Source organism: Streptomyces albidus (ex Kaewkla and Franco 2022) (assembly GCF_013870515.1).
Lineage (GTDB): Bacteria > Actinomycetota > Actinomycetes > Streptomycetales > Streptomycetaceae > Streptomyces > Streptomyces albidus.
Genome location: NZ_JACBXA010000101.1, coordinates 1 through 18,659 on the forward strand (window position 1 = coordinate 1; position 18,659 = coordinate 18,659).

At 70.0% G+C, this 18,659-nt stretch carries 17 protein-coding genes and 1 pseudogene; 11 read left to right on the top strand and 7 right to left on the bottom strand.

The window, feature by feature from the left end; all coding sequences use genetic code 11:
• Positions 1-127, bottom strand: a pseudogene (locus tag H5J26_RS31540) (class I SAM-dependent methyltransferase); the annotation flags it as partial.
• A 201-nt stretch (positions 128-328) separates the two neighbouring features.
• On the opposite strand from H5J26_RS31540, the gene mshA reads away from it, so the two are divergent.
• Both mshA and H5J26_RS16510 read left to right on the top strand, forming a co-directional pair.
• Positions 329-1,714: a D-inositol-3-phosphate glycosyltransferase gene (gene mshA / locus H5J26_RS16505; RefSeq protein ID WP_181766624.1), complete on the top strand. Its 1,386-nt coding sequence runs from the start codon at positions 329-331 to the stop codon at positions 1,712-1,714.
• Entirely contained in the window at positions 1,707-2,240 is a 534-nt protein-coding gene (locus tag H5J26_RS16510) for a YbjN domain-containing protein (RefSeq protein ID WP_181766625.1), read from the top strand. Before mshA ends, H5J26_RS16510 begins: the two co-directional genes overlap by 8 nt.
• A gap of 121 nt (positions 2,241-2,361) precedes the next feature.
• Here H5J26_RS16510 and H5J26_RS16515 read toward each other — a convergent pair whose 3' ends face one another.
• Together H5J26_RS16515 and H5J26_RS16520 are read right to left on the bottom strand one after the other, a co-directional pair.
• Entirely contained in the window at positions 2,362-2,838 is a 477-nt protein-coding gene (locus tag H5J26_RS16515) for a hypothetical protein (RefSeq protein WP_181766626.1), read from the bottom strand.
• Positions 2,839-3,110: 272 nt separating this feature from the next.
• Positions 3,111-4,151 (bottom strand): alpha/beta hydrolase family esterase, encoded by a 1,041-nt coding sequence (locus tag H5J26_RS16520; RefSeq protein ID WP_181766627.1) that lies wholly within the window; start codon positions 4,149-4,151, stop codon positions 3,111-3,113.
• A gap of 172 nt (positions 4,152-4,323) precedes the next feature.
• Here H5J26_RS16520 and H5J26_RS16525 point away from each other — a divergent pair, with 172 nt between their 5' ends.
• Positions 4,324-5,124 (top strand): 3-hydroxybutyrate dehydrogenase, encoded by an 801-nt coding sequence (locus H5J26_RS16525; RefSeq protein ID WP_181766628.1) that lies wholly within the window; start codon positions 4,324-4,326, stop codon positions 5,122-5,124.
• A 151-nt stretch (positions 5,125-5,275) separates the two neighbouring features.
• Positions 5,276-7,180, top strand: coding sequence for a helix-turn-helix domain-containing protein (locus tag H5J26_RS16530; RefSeq protein ID WP_181766629.1), 1,905 nt, complete (start codon positions 5,276-5,278; stop codon positions 7,178-7,180).
• Here H5J26_RS16530 and H5J26_RS16535 read toward each other — a convergent pair.
• On the bottom strand, positions 7,142-8,587 hold the full coding sequence (locus H5J26_RS16535) for an MFS transporter (RefSeq protein WP_181766630.1): 1,446 nt from the start codon (positions 8,585-8,587) through the stop codon (positions 7,142-7,144). The two genes, H5J26_RS16530 and H5J26_RS16535, sit on opposite strands and share 39 nt — an antisense overlap.
• A 101-nt stretch (positions 8,588-8,688) precedes the next feature.
• Here H5J26_RS16535 and H5J26_RS16540 point away from each other — a divergent pair, with 101 nt between their 5' ends.
• From H5J26_RS16540 to H5J26_RS16555, 4 genes are all read left to right on the top strand, one after another.
• Positions 8,689-9,447, top strand: a complete 759-nt coding sequence (locus H5J26_RS16540) for a phosphoglyceromutase (RefSeq protein WP_181766631.1) — start codon at positions 8,689-8,691, stop codon at positions 9,445-9,447.
• Between the two features lie 558 nt (positions 9,448-10,005).
• Positions 10,006-10,194, top strand: coding sequence for a hypothetical protein (locus H5J26_RS16545; RefSeq protein ID WP_181766632.1), 189 nt, complete (start codon positions 10,006-10,008; stop codon positions 10,192-10,194).
• Between the two features lie 59 nt (positions 10,195-10,253).
• Positions 10,254-11,021 (top strand): phytanoyl-CoA dioxygenase family protein, encoded by a 768-nt coding sequence (locus tag H5J26_RS16550; protein WP_210771414.1) that lies wholly within the window; start codon positions 10,254-10,256, stop codon positions 11,019-11,021.
• Between the two features lie 131 nt (positions 11,022-11,152).
• Positions 11,153-11,803, top strand: coding sequence for a M15 family metallopeptidase (locus H5J26_RS16555; protein WP_181766634.1), 651 nt, complete (start codon positions 11,153-11,155; stop codon positions 11,801-11,803).
• A gap of 365 nt (positions 11,804-12,168) precedes the next feature.
• On the opposite strand, the gene H5J26_RS16560 is transcribed toward H5J26_RS16555, so the two are convergent.
• On the bottom strand, positions 12,169-12,714 hold the full coding sequence (locus H5J26_RS16560) for a GNAT family N-acetyltransferase (RefSeq protein ID WP_181766635.1): 546 nt from the start codon (positions 12,712-12,714) through the stop codon (positions 12,169-12,171).
• A 668-nt stretch (positions 12,715-13,382) separates the two neighbouring features.
• Positions 13,383-14,084: a phosphate signaling complex protein PhoU gene (gene phoU, locus H5J26_RS16565; protein WP_181766636.1), complete on the bottom strand. Its 702-nt coding sequence runs from the start codon at positions 14,082-14,084 to the stop codon at positions 13,383-13,385.
• A gap of 206 nt (positions 14,085-14,290) precedes the next feature.
• Here phoU and H5J26_RS16570 point away from each other — a divergent pair, with 206 nt between their 5' ends.
• Together H5J26_RS16570 and H5J26_RS16575 are read left to right on the top strand one after the other, a co-directional pair.
• Positions 14,291-15,742, top strand: a complete 1,452-nt coding sequence (locus H5J26_RS16570) for a sensor histidine kinase (RefSeq protein WP_181766637.1) — start codon at positions 14,291-14,293, stop codon at positions 15,740-15,742.
• Positions 15,739-16,419: a response regulator transcription factor gene (locus tag H5J26_RS16575; RefSeq protein ID WP_181766638.1), complete on the top strand. Its 681-nt coding sequence runs from the start codon at positions 15,739-15,741 to the stop codon at positions 16,417-16,419. Before H5J26_RS16570 ends, H5J26_RS16575 begins: the two co-directional genes overlap by 4 nt.
• Before the next feature lie 97 nt (positions 16,420-16,516).
• Here the strand turns inward: H5J26_RS16575 and H5J26_RS16580 are convergent, their stop codons facing one another.
• Positions 16,517-17,194: a DUF461 domain-containing protein gene (locus tag H5J26_RS16580; RefSeq protein ID WP_181766639.1), complete on the bottom strand. Its 678-nt coding sequence runs from the start codon at positions 17,192-17,194 to the stop codon at positions 16,517-16,519.
• A gap of 580 nt (positions 17,195-17,774) precedes the next feature.
• Here H5J26_RS16580 and H5J26_RS16585 point away from each other — a divergent pair.
• A complete protein-coding gene (locus H5J26_RS16585; protein ID WP_045861969.1) occupies positions 17,775-18,257 on the top strand; it encodes a CarD family transcriptional regulator in 483 nt (160 codons plus the stop codon).
• Positions 18,258-18,659 lie beyond the last annotated feature (402 nt).

Below are 18,659 nucleotides of genomic sequence, written 5' to 3' on the forward strand. Positions count from 1 at the left end.
CGGGGCAGCGGAGAAGCGCGGGACCGTGCACGGCCGCGAGCCAGCGGTCCATGCGCCGCAGCCGGTTGGGGTTGGTCGTCCCGCGCGTCACCGTCCCCACCGGACGGGCGGGGGAGCGGGCGGTCATGGCACGAGCGTACGGGGGCACCGGGCACGGCCGGGACGGGAGCGGCAGCCGTGCCGGCACCGGACGGGATCCTTCCGCATGCTTCCGTCGTCAAGATTCGGCAAAGCGGAAATGGGAAGCAGACCTTCCGGTGTTCTGCCTGGAGGGCCCCGAGGCTCTGCGCACCGCACTCCACAGCAGGCACAGAGGAGGCAATCGCCCGTGAGCCAGTACATGGCCAGGCTCGGCCAGCGGCGTGGCCGGATGCCGCAACAGCAACGGCCGCGCCTCAGGCTCAACGGATCATCCCGCCGGCCGCGCAGGGTGGCCATGCTCAGCGTGCACACCTCGCCGCTCCATCAGCCCGGTACGGGCGACGCGGGCGGCATGAACGTCTACATCGTCGAGCTCGCCAAGCAGCTCGCCGAGCACGGCACCCAGGTGGAGATCTTCACGCGTGCCACGACGGCCGCCCTCCCCCCGAGTGTGGAGCTGTCGCCCGGAGTGCTGGTGCGTCACATCGACGCCGGACCGTACGAGGGGCTGGCCAAGGAGGAACTGCCCGCGCAGCTGTGCGCGTTCACGCACGGAGTGATGCAGGCCTGGGCAGGCCAGCGCCCTGGGCACTACGACCTCGTCCACTCCCACTACTGGCTCTCGGGGCACGTCGGCTGGCTCGCGGCCCAGCGCTGGGGCGTTCCGCTGGTGAACGCCATGCACACCATGGCCAAGGTGAAGAACGCGGCGCTCGCCAAGGGCGACACCCCTGAACCTGCCGCGCGTGTGATCGGCGAGACGCAGATCGTACGGGCCGCCGACCGGCTCATCGCCAACACCGCCGAGGAGGCGGGCGACCTGGTCCGGCACTACGACGCCGACCCCGGGCGTACGGCCGTCGTCCATCCCGGCGTCAACCTTGAGCGCTTCCGGCCGGCCGACGGACGTGCCGCCGCACGCGCGAGGCTCGGGCTGCCGCAGGACGCACTGATCCCGCTCTTCGCCGGCCGGATACAGCCCCTCAAGGCGCCGGACATCCTGCTGCGCGCCGTCGCGCTGCTCGTCGAGGAGGACCCCGCACTCCGGGGCCGCCTGGTGGTCCCCGTGGTGGGCGGGCCCAGCGGCAGCGGACTCGCCAAGCCGGAGCGGCTGCACAAGCTCGCCGCGAAGCTCGGCATCTCGGACGTGGTGCGCTTCCACCCGCCTGTGGGCCAGGAGGAGTTGGCGGACTGGTACCGGGCGGCCAGCGTGCTGGTAATGCCCTCCTACAGCGAGTCGTTCGGGCTGGTGGCGGTCGAGGCGCAGGCCTGCGGCACCCCCGTCATCGCCGCGGCGGTGGGCGGCCTGCCGGTCGCGGTGCGCGACTCGGTCAGCGGCTTCCTCGTCGAGGGCCACGAACCCCGTGCGTACGCGCAGGCTCTGCGGCGCTTCATCACCGGTACGGGGGAGCCGGCTCCGGGCGGTGGGCACGGGCTGGCGGACAGCATGGGCGAAGCCGCGGCTCGGCACGCCGCCGGATTCGGATGGGAAGCAGCGGCGGCCAGGACCCTCGACGTCTACGCCGCCGCGATGCACGACAAGCGCCGTCACCTACGATCGGCGCATGGCTGACGCGAAGAGTGCCGGAAGCTCCGAGAGCGCCAGGAACGCCGTCGAGCAGGCCCTGCGCGAGGCGGAACTGGAGTGGGAGAACCCGTCCGAGGGCACGTATGTCGTCACCCTCCCCGGTACGCGCAAGCTCTCGACGACCTGCTCCCTCGCCGTCGGCAGGCACTCGCTCTCCGTCAACGCCTTCGTCGTGCGCTGCCCCGACGAGAACCACGCCGCGGTGCACCGCTGGCTGCTTGAGCGCAACACCCGCCTCTACGGGGTCAGTTACGCCCTGGACAGTCTCGGGGACGTCTATCTCGCGGGCCGCCTCCCGCTGGGGGCCGTCACCCCGGACGAGGTGGACCGGCTGCTGGGGGCGGTACTGGAGAACGCCGACGGATCCTTCAACACGCTGCTGGAGATGGGGTTCGCCACGGCCATCCGCCGTGAGTACGACTGGCGTACCTCGCGCGGCGAATCGACGCGCAACCTCGACGCGTTCACGCATCTGACGGGCGGCGCGAAGACGGACCGCGGCAAGGGCTGAACGCCTCCCGCAAGCCGCCGCCACCCCGCGCCTCCGGTCAACGGACGTCGGTCAACGCACGTCGAACGGCGGCCAGTTGGACGCGCGGAGCGGCAGCGGGCTCACTCGGTGGCGAGGGGGTTCAGGAGACTTCGCCGGTGTCCTGCTCGGAACCCTCCACCTCGAAGGTGACGGGGCCTTCGGCGCGGTCCGCGCTGAGGTCACCTGTGGTGATGGGCTCGTTCTGGGTTCGCATGTCGACGGCTTCGGAGTTCTCGACCTCGTGGGCGGCGAGATTCCCCGGCCCCTGTTCGGTCACGACCCGGCCGTCGTGCATCACGTAGTACACGTTGACGGTGACGGGCCGCTCGGCGATCGCCTTCGCGACGGCCTTCTGCACCGCCGCCTTCTGCGCCGCCTTGTTCGCTGCGGCTCTCTTCGCCGCTGACTCCTTGGCCGCCGCCTTCTTCGTGGGCGCCGAAGTCGTGGCGGCTGCAGAGGACTTGGGTTTGGCGGAAGACGCGGTCTCGTGCACCGCGGCGGAGGCCGAGGGCACGGCGATGACGCCGAAGGCGACGGCGAGGCCGGCGGTGGCTGTCGCGCGAGCGAGGTTCTTCATCTGTTTCCCTTCTCCTCTTCCTGTGTGTACGGCGGCTACCGGGAGGTGCCTGTTCCATCGTGTGAGGAGTGCGCGCGCCGCGCCTGCGAGGAGAGGCTCCTGCCGGACCGTGCGACCTTCACGGCTCCTCGCCCATGCCCTTGAGCACGGGCGAGGAGGAGCCGCCGGATTCGGGAAAGCACGCTCCCCCAGAGGTGTGAGCGGCCGGACGCGCACAGGAGGCGCGCCATCGAGGCCCTCCGGGGGAGCGCTGGAGATCGGGAGGGTCTCCGTCAGCCGCCCAGTCCCCAGTCCGCCGTGATGCGGCCGCTGGAGCAGATCGTGTCGAGGAAGTGCTCGCCGGCCTTTCCGCAGCCCTCGTCCGGCTTCACCGGCGTGCCGTGCGGCATGTCCTTCACGGAGTAGTCACGTACGACGACGCCACCGTCGCCGCCGGTGTAGTCCGTACGGGTCGTGCCGCCGGGCAACTCCTCGGTGGCGTCGGCCTCCTGGTCGGTGCCGTGCACGTTCGTCCACTGCTTCACGGACTCCTTCGCGCTCGCCGGTACGACCGTGGTGTCGGCCGTACCGTGCCAGACCGACACCGTCGGGCGGGCGCCCGAGTGGTCCGGTGCGGCACTCCTGACCAGGTCGCCCCATTCGGCAGCCGATTTGCTGACGCCGGGGTTCATGCAGGTGAAGGCGTCGGCCACGGTCTTCGCGCAGCCGTGCGGCAGCCCGGCGATGACAGCGCCCGCCTTGAAGACGTCCGGATAGGCCGCCAGCATCGAGGACGTCATGGCACCGCCCGCAGAGAGCCCCGTGACGAAGACCCGCGAGGCGTCCGCATCGAGATCGGCGACCGTACGGTCCACCATCTGCTTGATCGACAGCGCTTCGCCCTGGCCGCGGGAGACGTCCCCGGACTGGAACCAGTTGAAGCACTTGTTGATGTTGTTGCCCTGTTCCTGCTGTGCGGCGACGACGGAGAAACCGCCGGCGTCCGCGAAGCTCTTCCAGCCCGCGCCCTCGAAGTACGTGGACGCGTCCTGCGTGCAGCCGTGCAGCACGACGACGACGGGACTCCCGGCGGGCAGCCCCTCCGGCGCGTAGCGGTACATGCTGAGCGCACCGGGGTTCGACCCGAAGTCGCCGACCTTCTCCAGGCCGGCCGCTTCCGCCTTCTTCTCGTTGGTGTCCGCGCCCGTACGTTCCGCGGACGCGACGGCGCCCGGTTCGAAGCCCGCGGCCTGGGTGGTGCCCCCGATGGCGGCGAGCCCGAGCGTGGTCAGGGTGGTCAGTGTCAGAGCGACTCTTCGGCTTGTGGCTTTCATGGCGCTCCTTCTGTGGGGGCCCATGGAACCTGTGGGGTGGTCCCATGGGGGTCGCGCCGACCGTAGAGGCGTAGAGGCCCGCCGCCGAACGTGGCGTACGTCCAGCGCTCACCGGCGGTGAGTGTGGCCTGACCACATTGGGCACCGATGTGGGCGCGCCTAGCTTGGCGGCATGACCGAGCAGCTGACACCCGGCCCGCAGTCCGTCGCCCTCGACCTCAGCGGACGTACCGCGCTGGTCACAGGAGCCGCGAGCGGCATCGGCCGCGCGTGTGCGCTGCGGCTGGCGACGGCCGGAGCCAAGGTGCGGGCAGTCGACCGCGACGCCGACGGGCTGGACGCCCTTCAGGACACCGTGCCCGGCGGCGCCACGCAGCCCTACCCCCTCGATCTGACCGACCCCGACGGGCTGGACGCCGCCGAGCGCGCAGCAGCCGGCGCGGACATCCTCGTCAACGGAGCGGGCGTCCAACTGGTGCGCCCCATCGAGGAGTTCCCGCCCGCGGAGTTCCACAAGCTGCTGACGCTGATGCTCGAGGCGCCCTTCCGGCTCATCCGCGGCGCCCTGCCGCACATGTACGAGCAGGGCTGGGGCCGGGTCGTGAACATCTCCTCCGTGCACGGTCTGCGCGCCTCCCCGTACAAGTCGGCCTACGTCTCCGCCAAGCACGGCCTGGAGGGCCTGTCCAAGGTCACCGCTCTGGAGGGCGCCCAGCACGGGGTCACCTCCAACTGCGTCAGCCCCGCCTACGTCCGTACGCCCCTGGTCGAGCAGCAGATAGCCGACCAGGCGGCGGCGCACGGCATCTCGGCCGACCGGGTGGTGTCCGAGATCCTGCTCGCGGACTCCGCGCTCAAGCGGCTCCTGGAGCCCGAGGAGGTCGCCGAGGCCGTCGTCTGGCTGTGCACGCCCGAAGCGTCCTTCGTGACCGGCTCCTCGCTCCCCCTCGACGGCGGGTGGACCGCTCACTGAACGCCGCCCGCCGGCCGAACCGAATCCGTTCCGTCCGACGCCAGACCTGCCGTCCCAGCCGTCGCCACGACCGTCACACCGGTCACGAGTGTCACTCCGGCCTGCACTCACCTATGGCGTCACACACCGCACCACGGGTAAGCCTGTGACCATGCCCCGAGCCCGGCCCGACGCCGCCTACCTGGAACTCCTCACCCGACGTGCACCCGCCGAGGCGTACGACGAACCGCTCGCCGAGGCGCGCGCCGCGGGAGCGTCCCCCGAAGAGCTGGCCTCCCTGGAGAGCGGCAAACTGCTCGCGCTGCGCATCCGCGCGGAGCTGGAGGGCCGACGGCGGCGTGAGGCCGAACTGACCGCGCTCATCGAGACCGTCCACGACCTCGCAGGGCTGCGGGACCTGGACGACGTGCTGCGCGCCATCGTGCAGCGCGCCCGGTCCCTCCTGGGCACCGAGGTCGCGTACATGACCCTCACCGACAACGAGCGCGGCGACACCTACATGCGCGTCACCGAGGGCTCCGTCTCCGCACGCTTCCAGCAGCTGCGGCTCGGCATGGGAGAGGGACTGGGCGGCCTCGTCGCGCAGACAGCCCGCCCGTACGTCACCGACGACTATCCGGCGGACGAGCGCTTCCGGCACACCCACACCATCGACAGCGCGGTCGGGGAGGAGGGCCTGGTCGCCATCCTCGGCGTGCCGCTGCTCCTTGGCGGTCGTGACGTGATCGGCGTCCTCTACGCGGCTGACCGCCGCGCACGCGTCTTCGAACGCGAACAGGTCGCGCTGCTCGGCTCGTTCGCGGCCAACGCGGCCGTCGCCATCGACAACGCGCGCCTGCTCTCCGAGACCCGTGACGCGCTGGCCGACCTGGAGACGGCCAACGAGATGATCGAGCGCGCGAGCGACGTCCACGACCGGCTCACCGAACTCGTCCTGCGCGGCGGCGACGTGACCGACGTGGCCGGAGCCGTCGCCGAAGTGCTCGCGGGCCGCGTCGAGTTCGTGGAGCCCGTCGTCGCCTCCGCTCGTACGGCCGTGGAGCGCTCCCGCAGCGACGGATACGCCGTGCGCGACGGCGACAGCTGGGTCACCGCGGTCTCCGCAGGCGGCGAACTGCTCGGCGCGCTCGTACTGCACGGGCACCCCGCACTCGACCCGGTGGACCAGCGCACCTTCGAACGAGCCGCGATGGTCACGTCGCTGCTGCTGCTCGCCCGCCGTTCGGCCAGCGAGGCCGAACAGCGCGTGCGCGGCGAGCTGTTGGACGAACTGCTGGACGCGACCCGGCACGACCCGCGCCTCCTGCGCGACCGTGCGGCGCGTCTGCACGCCGACCTGGACGCACCGCACGTACTGCTCAGCGCCCGGCTCGACGGGCACACCGGGGGAGACGCGGAAGAGAGCATGGGAAGGCAGCGTCTGTGGGCGGCCGCGTCCCACCTGGCCGTGACCCGGCACGGGCTCGCCGCGGCCCGCGACGGAGGCACGGTGCTGCTGTTGCCGCTGGCTCAGAAGTCCCGGGACAGCGCCGCACAGGACCTCACGGCCTCCCGGCTCGCCCAGGACGTCGCCGCCCAACTGGGGGTCGCCGCCGGGTCACCCGTCACGGTCGGTTCCTCGGCGACGGTGCCGGCCCCCGCCGCACAGCCCGGCGCCGTCGCGGCCGCCTACCCCGAGGCGCGGCGCTGTGTGGACGCCCTCCGGCTGCTGGGCCGGTCCGGACAGGGCGCGGCTGCCGAGGACTTCGGCTTCCTCGGCATGCTGCTCACCGACAGCCGTGACGTGGGCAGTTTCGTACGCCGCACACTCGGACCGGTGCTCGACTACGACGCGCGGCGCGGCACCGACCTGGTGACGACCATGGAGGCGTACTTCGCGTGCGGGATGAGCCCCGCCCGCGCCAAGGACGAGCTGCACGTGCACGTCAACACCGTCGCCCAGCGCCTGGAGAGAGTGGCCAGGCTGCTGGGCGACGACTGGCAGGCGCCGGAACGCGCGCTGGAGACCCAGCTCGCGCTACGACTTCACCGTCTTGCTGACGCGGTCGGAGGCTGACGGGGCGCCGCCTGCGCTCGCGGTGGAGGTGTCGTCCTCGCCGATCGCGGCGAGGTCGCGCGACTTGGTCTCCTTCGCACAGGCCACCGCCACGATGGTGAGCACCGCCGCCCCGATCACGTACAGGGAGATCGGCGTCGAGCTGCCGTAGTCCGCGAGCAGCGCCGTGGCGATCAGAGGCGCCGGCGCACCGGCGGCCACCGACGAGAACTGCGCGCCGATCGACGCTCCGGAGTAGCGCATGCGGGTCGCGAACAGCTCCGCGAAGAAGGCTGCCTGCGGCGCGTACATCGCGCCGTGCAGCACCAGGCCCACCGTCACCGCGACCAGCATCGCGCCGAAGCTCTTGGTGTCCAGCAGCGAGAAGAACGGGAAGACCCACAGGCCGGTCCCCACCGCACCGAACAGATACACCGGGCGGCGGCCCAGCCGGTCGGACAGCCCGCCCCACAGCGGGATCACGGCGAAGTGCACCGCGGAGGCGATCAGCAGGGCGTTGAGCGCCGTCTGCTGGGACAGCTTCAGCTCCTCGGTCGCGTAGACGAGGATGAAGGCCGTGATCACGTAGAAGCTGATGTTCTCCGCCATCCGCGCACCCATGGCGATCAGCACGTCGCGCCAGTGGTAGCGCAGCACCGCGAGCAGCGGCGTCTTCTCGACCTGCTTCTCGCCGGTGGGCAGCGCGCTCTGCTCCTTCTTACGCGCCTCGGCTCGCTCCCGGGCCTGCTTGAAGACCGGGGACTCGTCCACGGCCAGCCGGATCCACAGACCGATGCCGACGAGCACACCCGACAGCAGGAACGGCACCCGCCAGCCCCAGTTCTGGAACGAGGACTCGGACAGCAGCGCGGTCAGCACCGCCAGTACGGCCGTCGCCAGCAACTGCCCCGCAGGCACACCCGTCTGCGGCCAGGACGCCCAGAAGCCGCGCCGTTTCGCGTCCCCGTGTTCGGAGACCAGCAGCACCGCACCGCCCCATTCGCCGCCCAGCGCGAACCCCTGCACCAGACGCAGAGTCGTCAGCAGCACGGGCGCGAGGGTTCCGACAGAGGCGTGCGTCGGCAGCAGCCCGATCGCGAAAGTCGCCCCGCCCATCAGCAGCAGACTCAGCACCAGCAGCTTCTTGCGCCCGATCCGGTCGCCGTAGTGCCCGAAGACGAGCGCACCGATCGGACGGGCCGCGAAGCCCACGGCATAGGTGAGGAAAGACAGCAGCGTGCCGACGAGAGGATCGGAGTCGGGGAAGAAGATCTTGTTGAAGACCAGTGCGGCTGCCGAGCCGTACAAGAAGAAGTCGTACCACTCGATCGTCGTGCCGACGAGGCTGGCGGCGACGATGCGCTTCAAGGACGTGGACGGGACGGCTGACGCAGAACTATGGGGAGCTGCGGGGTTCTCGGGGGTCATGGCGAGACCGTAGGGACGATTCAGCCGCCGACCCATGTGCGCGGGCGCCACAGAGGGGTGGCTGGATATCGCCTCCGGACACACCCAGTAGGGTTCACCGCATGGCCGACGCACCTTACAAGCTGATCCTCCTCCGGCACGGAGAGAGCGAGTGGAACGCGAAGAACCTGTTCACCGGCTGGGTGGACGTGAACCTCACCGAGAAGGGCGAGAAGGAGGCGGTCCGCGGCGGCGAACTGATCAAGGACGCCGGTCTGTTCCCCGACGTGCTGCACACGTCAGTGCAGAAGCGGGCGATCCGCACCGCGCAGCTCGCCCTGGACTCCGCCGACCGGCTCTGGATCCCGGTCCGCCGCTCCTGGCGGCTCAACGAGCGTCACTACGGGGCGCTTCAGGGCAAGGACAAGGCGCAGATCCGCGAGGAGTTCGGCGAGGAGCAGTTCATGCTCTGGCGCCGCTCGTACGACACCCCGCCGCCGGAGCTGCCCGACGGCTCCGAGTTCTCGCAGAGCGACGACCCGCGCTACGCCGCCGTCCCGAGTGAGCTCCGCCCGCGCACCGAGTGCCTCAAGGACGTCGTCGGGCGGATGCTTCCGTACTGGTTCGACGGCATCATCCCGGACCTCCTCGCGGGTCGCACGGTCCTGGTCGCGGCGCACGGCAACTCGCTGCGCGCCCTGGTCAAGCACCTCGACGGAGTCTCGGACGAGGAGATCGCCGGCCTGAACATCCCCACCGGCATCCCCCTCAGCTACGAGCTGGACGCCGACTTCCACCCCGTCAACCGCGGCGGCACCTACCTCGACCCCGATGCGGCGAAGGCGGCCATCGAGGCGGTCAAGAACCAAGGCAAGAAGTAGCACCACGGCACGACGAAGCCCCTTGCCCGCGGTTCGCCGGCAGGGGGCTCTTCGTTGTGTCCGGGCGGGGTGTGGGCCGCCTCCGGGCCGTCGACGCGGGCAGGGGCCGTCGGGGCCGGGCGGCAGGGCGAATTCCTGTTTCAGACGATCAAACCGTCACTCCACACCGGGAGGCAGCGGACCGTCGCAAGGGGGAGGGCCAGACATGTCATGGGGCGAGTGGCTGCTCACGGTCGTCGTTGTGCTCGCGGTGACGACGAGGGTGGGGTCGTCGGCTTCTGTGCGTATTTCTGGCGGCAGACTCAGATCCTCTGGTTCTTCTTCCGCGGTGATGTCTGAAGTCGACTGAGGCAACGGACGGCCGCTGGACGGACCTCGGGCGGTGCCGCAGGCAGAGCGGGAGCAACGGAAGCGAAGAGGACCGGAGTCGTCCCGAAATGCGATGAGCCCTCGCCGTTCTCACTGGGCAGGAACTGTTTTCGGCTCCGTTGCCGGCGCTAGGGTTCCACCGACCTCCGAGGACCCGTGACTGTACGGCCGACACAAGGGGATGCCGCAATGGCCGACTACGCAACGCATGTACACAAGGCCCAGGAGCTGATCGCTGCCTTGAAGGGAGACGAGCAGCTGAAGGGCAGCATCCGCGGCCTGACGGGCGATCACATCGTCGGAGTCGCTCAGGTCGAAGCACTGCTGGCGCTCGCTGCCGCAATCAACGCCGGAAACGAGGCCCGCGACGAGGCGTGACCCTGCGGGCCTCGAATTCGCTTGCGTGAGCCGTGCGGCCACATCATCGTGGCGTCGTGCTGAGTGAAGATCAGGTGGCGACGTTCGTTCGCGAAGGCTTCGTGACGCTGCGGGGGGCAGTTCCGACTGCGCTCGTGGAGCAGTGTCGAGCCGAGCTCTGGGAGACGGTCCGTGCAACGGCCGGATGTCAGCGCGATGACCCCGCAACATGGTCCGCGCCGGTGGTACGGCTGGATCAGCTGGCCACCGAATCGGCGCGTGCGGCAGCGAACCAGCCGGTGCTGCACCAGGCATTCGACCAGCTCGTCGGCAAGGGGCGCTGGCGGCCGCGGGGCACGCTGGGGACATGGCCGATCCGCTTTCCGAGCGAGGAGGCGCCGGGAGACGACGGCTGGCACCTTGAGGCGAGTTTCGCCGGGGACGCGGGAGAAGGCCGGGTGAACCTGCGCTCCCGGGGGCGAGCGTTGTTGATGCTGTTCCTGTTCTCCGAGATCGGCCCCGACGACGCCCCCACCCGCATCCGTGCCGGCTCTCACCTCGACGTTCCGCCGCTTCTGGCCGATGCCGGCGAGGAGGGGCGCGAATGGTTCGAACTCTGCGGCGACGCGGTACCGGCGTCGGAAGGCCGTTCAGAGGTGCTCGCCACCGGTTCGCCGGGCGATGTGCTGTTGTGCCACCCCTTCCTCGTGCACGCGGCTCAACCGCATCGCGGCACGGTTCCCCGCTTCATGGCCCAACCGCCCCTCCAGCCGACCGGCGAGCTCGATCTCTCCGGGGCTGATCCGACTCCGGTCGAGCAAGCGGTGCTCGCCGGCCTGGCCACGTAGCGTCCCGACGGGAGGCGGCGCGGGGCCGGTTCGGGCTCCGGCCTCAGCGCCCTGCTCCACGAGAAAGGTGGTGGCGGGATGTCAGACCGCTGCACGGCCCGTGCAGGACGCCGGTGCGACAGGATCGTGTCATGACAAGGATCGTTCTCATGAGCGCCCCCGAGGTCGCGGCCATACCGGTGCACGAATGCGGCGAACCTCTCGTGAGCGCCGAAGCTGACGGGGCGCTGCAGATCGACTCACGCAGACGGGACGACGCGGGCGCGTTCGCGCATCTGAGAGAGGGCGTCCTGGCCCGTCTGGTCAGGGCACAGGAGTCGCTGCCCGACGGGCTCCGTCTCCTCTTCGTCGAGGGATACCGGCCCCTCTCGCTGCAGCGCGCCTACTTCGACGGCTACGCCCGGGAGCTCCGGGAGATCAACCCCGGCTGGTCCCCCGCCGAGGTGCACACCGCCGCGAGCCGCTACGTCTCCCCGCCCGAGATCGCGCCGCACAGTGCGGGCGCGGCCGTCGACCTCACCCTCGTCACGGCTGACGGTGACGAGTTGGACATGGGCACCCAGCTGAACGACAGCCCCGAGGAGAGCGACGGAGCCTGCTACACGTCGGCGGAGAACATCGGTGCCGAAGCGCGGGCCAATCGCGCTCTCCTGGTCACGTCTCTGACGGCCGCGGGGATGGTCAACTATCCGACCGAGTGGTGGCACTGGTCCTACGGAGACCGCTACTGGGCTCTCGTCGCCGGTTCGGGCAACGCCGTGTACGGCCCTCGGGAACTGTGAATCGGCGCTCAAGAACCGCGCGGACAAACCCGTTTCGGACGATCAAGTCGCCCCGACACAATGGGAGACGGCCGCCCGTCAGCTCAACGGGGCGGTGCCTGAGGGGGAGGGGCGCGCATGTCACGAGGATGCAAGATCACGCTCGTCGTGCTGACGGGCGGGATCGCTTTCTGGTACCTGTACGGGCGCAACTGGCCGTACTACCTGATTCGCTGGCTGGACGACAATCCGTAGGCCGGCGAGGCGCGGGGCCCGGCCGGCCAGCCGTCCGGGTCACGCCACACTCAGCGGGTGTGCCGAGCGGCGCCGCGCGTAAGCGACGTCGCGCATCAGTGGCCCCGCATCAATTGCCTCATCGGCAAGGGTCAGAGCGGGCCGAGGAACATGAGCACTTCGTCTCGGGTGTCGCCGGGGTCGAGCCGCAGGGCATCCGGCCGGCGACCGATCTCACGCCAGCCGAGCCTCTCGTAGAACCCCTCCAGCCCTTCGCCTCCTCTAACCGCCAAGTGCAGGGCTTCCAGGCCCAGTTCGTCGCGGGCCGTCTCCCGGAGCCTCTCGACCAGTGCCGCGCCGATTCCCCGTCCGCGGAAGGCCGGGTGGGTCTGCAGGTGGTGAACGGTGCCCCAGTGCCGCACGAGCCGGTGCACATCGCGGTTGAGGACGACCCAGCCCGCGAGCGAGCCGCCGGCCCTGGCGACCAGGAGGCGACTGCGCTGCGGGTCGAGACAGCCGAGCAGCTTGTCCGCGACAGGCGCGACGTCGTCCTCGGTGACGGGAGGGAACGGAAAACCCGCGGCACCTCCAGCGTTGGTCACCGCGATCCAGCAGTCGATCAGCTGCCGTCGCACTTCGGGGGTGACGTGGTGCGGCTCGGAGATCTGGAGGAGTTCGGGAGCACTCTCATGAGGCATGAGACGAGGCTTCCAGAGGGGTCTGACACCTCGGCCCGGACTCGTCACGTCTCAATGCCGACGCCGCCCGCGCCGCGGGCCGGCTCCTGCGATCAGCAGCGCGTCCTGCCGCGGGAACGACCGAGCCCCCTGTCCGCGGCTTTCCGCGTACAGGGGGCTGGTTCTGGCCGAGAGCCCTGTCTCGTCGAACCGGACAGGGACCTCGGCGGCTTGACGGTTCCGGCGCCCGCGCACCGGAACGTGCCTGCGTTGCTGCGGACCTCAGCCGCTGCAGCCGCCGCACTGGCAGGGGCCGCCGGACTGGCATCCGCATCCGCATCCCGGACCGCAACCGCACGCCCCCAGTACGTGCAGGGTCGGCCGGTCCTCGGTTTGCGCGGGGGACAGCGGCGGATCGTTGTGACCAGCCATGACTTCCCTCCTTCTTTCTCCCCGGTTCCCTGCCAACCCTCCGATGGCGCCCCTGGGCGCATCAAGGGCGCGTCGGTGCACGGGTGTCGGTGCAGAGGGCGCAACACGGCAGGGCACGCTGCGGCCGTGCCACCTCCCGCGGAAGCGTCCCGTGTGCCCGTGCTCGCGGGGCCTCGTGCAGCCGCGACTTCGTGCACGCACGACTGCGCGCCCCGAGTCCCGACTCGGGGCGCGCAGTTGCGGGTGCCGCCTGTTGCTCAGGCGCCCTCGACCGGAGCGGTGCCGTCGTTCGCCGCAGCCATCGCCGGGTCGATCTCGTCGGCGTAGTCGCCGGTGACCAGGTAGACCACGCGGCGGGCCACCGACACGGCGTGGTCCGCGAAGCGCTCGTAGTAGCGGCCGAGCAGCGTCACGTCGACGGCCGTCTCGATGCCGTGCTGCCAGCGGTCGTCCATCAGGTGCTGGAAGAGCGTCCGGTGCAGGTCGTCCATCTTGTCGTCGTCCTGCTCCAGCTGCAGCGCCAGATCGACGTCCTTGGTGATGATCACCTCTGCCGCCTTCGCCATCAGCCGCTGCGCCAGCTGCCCCATCTCCAGCAACGTCGCCTGAAGATCGCCCGGCACGGGCGACACGGGGAAGCGCAGGCGGGCCACCTTGGCGACGTGCTGCGCCAGGTCGCCCGAGCGTTCCAGGTCGGCGCTCATCCGCAGTGAGGTGACGACTATCCGCAGGTCGGTCGCGACCGGCTGCTGCCGCGCCAGCAGCTGGATGGCCCGGGTCTCCAGACCGCGCTGCAGGTCGTCGACCTTCTCGTCCGCCGCGATGACGCTCTCGGCCAGCTTCAGGTCCGCGTCCAGCATCGCCGTGGTGGCGCGGCCGATCGCGGAGCCGACGAGCCGGGCCATCTCGACCAGGCTGTCGCTGATCGAGTCCAGCTCCTCGTGATACGCGTCACGCATGACTGTCCTTCCCTCGCATGGTCTCTCGGCAGAGGTCGTGCCGCAGGATCGGCGCCTCCACGCTCCCACGCTCCGTCCGAAATGCGTCCGCCGTCGACCTCCCAAGTGAACCGGTCACGGCCTCAAGGTGAACTCTGGGGGACGAGTGTTCGAGCTGGGGCGGATTCCACTGGGGCAGTGTCTGCAGACGCGCATAGCCTGGAGACATGAACGTGAATGCGGCCGTCGCCGCAGCGGCAGCGATCGCCGGAGTGTGCACCGGAGTGATCGCGATGCTGGCGTTCCGCTGGAGCGAGCGGGAGCAGGCACGTCCCACCCGTTCGTCGCTGCACACCGAGGCCGTGCTCCCGCCCGGAGTCGACACCGTCCTGTCGGTGCTGCGCTCCTCCGCCGTCGTGCTGGACGAGGCCGACGCCGTGGTCAAGGCGAGTTCCGCGGCGTACGCCCTGGGCCTGGTGCGCGGCGGCAAGCTCGCCGTGGAGCCGATGCTTCAGATGGCCCGGGACACCCGCCGGGACGGCGAGATACGCCAAGTGGAACTCGATCTGCCACGCCGCGGTACGGGCCGGGGCGACGCCCTCGCCGTGTCCGCCCGTGTGGCCCCACTGGGCTCACGGCTCGTGCTGCTCCTCGTCGAGGACCTGACCGAGGCCCGCCGGATCGAGGCCGTACGGCGCGACTTCGTCGCGAACGTGAGCCATGAGCTGAAGACGCCGGTCGGTGCCCTCTCCCTCCTGTCCGAGGCCGTCCTGGACGCGGCCGACGACCCCGAGGCCGTCGAGCGCTTCGCCGGCCGCATGCAGTACGAGTCGACGAGGCTGACCAATCTCGTCCAGGAGCTGATCGACCTCTCCCGGGTGCAGAACGACAACCCGATGGAGGACTCCGAGCCCGTCGGGGTGGACGAGCTGGTGGCCGAGGCCATAGACCGCTGCCGCCAGTCGGCGGGCAGCAAGCACATCACCCTGGGCCCGGGGGGCGGGGACGGCCTCTACGTATGGGGCAACCGCAGCCAGCTCGCGGCCGCCCTGGGCAACCTCGTCGAGAACGCCGTGAACTACTCCCCGGCCCGCACCCGGGTCGGTATCGCCGGTCGCAGGGTGGCCGCTCCCGGCGGCGACTTCATCGAGATATCCGTCAGCGACCAGGGCATAGGCATCTCCGAGCGGGACAAGGACCGGGTCTTCGAGCGCTTCTACCGCGTCGACCCGGCGCGGTCCCGCGCCACCGGCGGCACCGGTCTCGGTCTCGCCATCGTCAAGCATGTGGCCGCCTCGCACGGCGGGGAGGTCACCGTGTGGAGCGCCGAAGGACAGGGCTCCACGTTCACCCTGCGGCTGCCGGAGGCCGGCAGAGCGCGGGAGCAGGCCGAGGCGGCGCGGCGCGGCCGCGACCGCCTCTCAGGTGCCCTGCAGGAACCTTCCGACATCGAGGGCTTCGAGAGCTTCGAGGAATCCGACGACATCGACGACCCGGACGCCATAGGCGACCGCGAGGACGGCACGGACGATCCCCGGCGCACATCGCAGGACCGTCTCCGTCCCGCCACGCCCATGGACCACCACGACCCGCCGAAGCCTCCACCAACCTCTTCATCCTCAACGCCGCGCGAATCGCTTCGCGCCGCCCCTGAATCCGCCCCGGAGGTCCTCCCGTGACCCGAGTGCTCGTCGTCGAGGACGAGGAATCGTTCAGCGACGCACTGTCGTACATGCTCCGCAAGGAAGGCTTCGAGGTCGCTGTCGCGTCCACGGGGCCCGAGGGGCTCGACGAGTTCGAACGCAACGGCGCCGATCTGGTGCTGCTCGACCTGATGCTGCCGGGGCTGCCCGGCACCGAGGTCTGCCGCCAGCTGCGCGGCCGCTCCAACGTCCCGGTCATCATGGTGACCGCCAAGGACAGCGAGATCGACAAGGTCGTCGGCCTGGAGATAGGGGCCGACGACTACGTGACCAAGCCCTTCTCCTCCCGCGAACTGGTCGCGCGAGTCCGTGCCGTGCTCCGCCGCCAGGGCGAGCCGGAAGAGGTCACTCCCGCCGCTCTGGAAGCGGGGCCGGTGCGCATGGACGTCGACCGGCACGTCGTGACCGTCTCCGGCGGGAAGGTCGACCTGCCGCTGAAGGAGTTCGACCTGCTGGAGATGCTGCTGCGCAACGCGGGCCGTGTGCTGACCCGGATGCAGCTCATCGACAGGGTCTGGGGCGCCGACTACGTCGGGGACACCAAGACCCTCGACGTCCACGTCAAGCGTCTCCGCGCCAAGATCGAACCCGACCCGGGAGCACCGCGCTTCCTGGTGACGGTGCGCGGCCTGGGCTACAAGTTCGAGCCGTAGGCCGACCCAGCGCACAGACGAGGGCCCCGCCCGTACGGACCGTACGGGCGGGGCCCTCACACATCTGCCGTGCGCTGCCCGGTCGTTCGCGTCAGGCTCAGTGCCCGGCTGCGTGGTCCCCGGACGCCGACTCCTCCTCGATCTCTTCCCCGTTCTCCGCGTCGCCCTCCTCGGGCGAGGCGGAACCGGAGGCGTCCTCGGACGGGCTCGCGGAGGGAGATCCGGAGGGTGAAGCGGAAGGCGAACCGGAGGGCGCGCTCGGCGACGGCGCGACGGTCGGTCCGAACTTCTTGTAGTCGCCGTGCTCCGGCACCACGGTCGCCCGCAGGCTCACCGCGCCCGTACGGCTCAGGTCGAAGGTGATCGGCTGCGCGTTGCCGTCCTTCACGGCCGTGGAGCCGGACTCCGGCAGCACGGCGGAGGCGTTGCCCCTGCCGCCGAGGGCCAGGGAGCCGCCGGCGGGCACCGTCAGCGCCTTCTCGCCCTTCGCGGGGCTGAGCTTCACGCGCGCTCCGGCGCCCTTGACCGTGACGGACGTCAAAGTCTCGGCCTTCGTACCCTCGTTGAAGATCCGGGCTGTCACGGCGGAGGGTCCATCGTCCGTGGTGATGATGTTGACGTTCTGGATCTTCACGTCACCGACGGAGGTCGCGGCGTTGTCCGGCTTGACCTCCAGCGTCTGCGCGTCCCTGCCGGCGGCGCAGGCGGACAGTGTGGCGGCGGCGAGCACGAGGGCGGTTGCGGCGAGGGTGCCGCGTCGAATGCTGCTGCTCACGGCGGCGGCAACTCCTGGGCGAACTCTGGCGGCCGAACTACGTGCCGGTCGCGGCGGACTGGGTTTCCCGCCCGGGGGCGGATACGTCATCGGACGTCGTGTCGTGTGACGTTGATCTGTGGCGCGCTCAGGTTACCGAGCCTCTCGTGCGCCCCCGCACCCGACCCTCCTGGCGCGTGCCCGCGCGATCCGTGCACGTGCGTACGGGGGTCCGCCGAAGATCAGCGGAGGGCGTTTCCCGGTAAAGAATGCGAACGGCTTGTGAATTGATCAGCGGAACTGCTGATCAATTCTTGGGAAAGTCGGTGAAGCCTCGAAGGAGGCCGAACGGGCGACGACTTACAGCTGGACAAAACGGACAGCGGATGCTTTCCGACGCCCCTTCTTCGGTCGTGTCCATTGTGTTTCGCTCCGCTTGCAGAAGTGCCCCGACCTGCGAATACCCGTCAGATGGAGGAGCCCGCAGCACGTAACGGGTGCGGTTGTCAAGCCCCGAGATGCGGTCTGACCTGCGAAAACGCCATTCAGAAGAGCCCGATTCCGTGTTACTCTTGATAGTCACGGAAGGGGTACCTGACACATGACGTTCAAGGTTGGCGACACCGTGGTCTATCCCCATCACGGGGCCGCGCTGATCGAGGCTATCGAAACTCGCCAGATCAAAGGCGTGGACAAGACCTACTTGGTTCTGAAGGTTGCGCAGGGCGACTTGACGGTTCGTGTGCCAGCGGACAATGCGGAGTTCGTCGGCGTACGAGATGTGGTCGGTTCAGACGGGCTGGACAAGGTCTTCGAGGTGCTCCGCGCCCCGTATGCCGAGGAGCCCACCAACTGGTCCCGGCGCTACAAGGCAAATCTCGAGAAGCTCGCGTCCGGCGACGTGATCAAGGTGGCGGAGGTCGTCCGCGACCTGTGGCGCCGAGAGCGTGAGCGCGGACTCTCCGCCGGAGAGAAGAGGATGCTCGCCAAGGCCCGCCAGATCCTGGTGAGTGAGCTCGCTCTCGCGGAGAACACGAACGAAGACAAGGCCGAGGCCCTGCTTGACGAGGTTCTCGCGTCCTGACCGCGTGATCCGCCCGTAGCTTGCGGGCGAGAGCAGTAGACAGCACCGAGCAGCAGAGCAAGCCGGCGCCGGAGCAACAAGCAAGGCTGTGCCGCAGTGCCCGAGTGACGACGTCTGTCGCCGGGCGCTGCGGCATGTCCGGGGTCAGTGAGTGGCCGGCGGCAGCGTTCAGTAACCTCGGTGCCACCCGCCGCGCTCAGTCACGACCGCTTGGGCGTGCCGGGCCCGGGCAACCGCCTCGACCGGTATCACGGAAGGGCCGGTCAAGGCTTCGCGCCCGGCACGCTGTGGCCATACCCACCCCGGCTGAGGACACAAACCTGAACGTGCAAGCGATGTCAATTCAATCCGGCGGCGAGTCGGACTCCGTCCCCGCGGGCCCCGCGTCCGGCCCTTCCGCAC

Excerpts from the sequence above, each read along its gene's own strand:
- H5J26_RS16520 (WP_181766627.1), bottom strand. The coding sequence starts at position 4,151 with ATGAAAGCCACAAGCCGAAGAGTCGCTCTGACACTGACCACCCTGACC.
- H5J26_RS16530 (WP_181766629.1), top strand. The coding sequence starts at position 5,276 with ATGCCCCGAGCCCGGCCCGACGCCGCCTACCTGGAACTCCTCACCCGA.
- H5J26_RS16555 (WP_181766634.1), top strand. The coding sequence starts at position 11,153 with ATGACAAGGATCGTTCTCATGAGCGCCCCCGAGGTCGCGGCCATACCG.
- H5J26_RS16510 (WP_181766625.1), top strand. The coding sequence starts at position 1,707 with ATGGCTGACGCGAAGAGTGCCGGAAGCTCCGAGAGCGCCAGGAACGCC.
- H5J26_RS16515 (WP_181766626.1), bottom strand. The coding sequence starts at position 2,838 with ATGAAGAACCTCGCTCGCGCGACAGCCACCGCCGGCCTCGCCGTCGCC.
- H5J26_RS16535 (WP_181766630.1), bottom strand. The coding sequence starts at position 8,587 with ATGACCCCCGAGAACCCCGCAGCTCCCCATAGTTCTGCGTCAGCCGTC.
- H5J26_RS16525 (WP_181766628.1), top strand. The coding sequence starts at position 4,324 with ATGACCGAGCAGCTGACACCCGGCCCGCAGTCCGTCGCCCTCGACCTC.
- H5J26_RS16560 (WP_181766635.1), bottom strand. The coding sequence starts at position 12,714 with ATGCCTCATGAGAGTGCTCCCGAACTCCTCCAGATCTCCGAGCCGCAC.
- H5J26_RS16540 (WP_181766631.1), top strand. The coding sequence starts at position 8,689 with ATGGCCGACGCACCTTACAAGCTGATCCTCCTCCGGCACGGAGAGAGC.
- H5J26_RS16570 (WP_181766637.1), top strand. The coding sequence starts at position 14,291 with ATGAACGTGAATGCGGCCGTCGCCGCAGCGGCAGCGATCGCCGGAGTG.
- H5J26_RS16585 (WP_045861969.1), top strand. The coding sequence starts at position 17,775 with ATGACGTTCAAGGTTGGCGACACCGTGGTCTATCCCCATCACGGGGCC.
- H5J26_RS16545 (WP_181766632.1), top strand. The coding sequence starts at position 10,006 with ATGGCCGACTACGCAACGCATGTACACAAGGCCCAGGAGCTGATCGCT.
- phoU (WP_181766636.1), bottom strand. The coding sequence starts at position 14,084 with ATGCGTGACGCGTATCACGAGGAGCTGGACTCGATCAGCGACAGCCTG.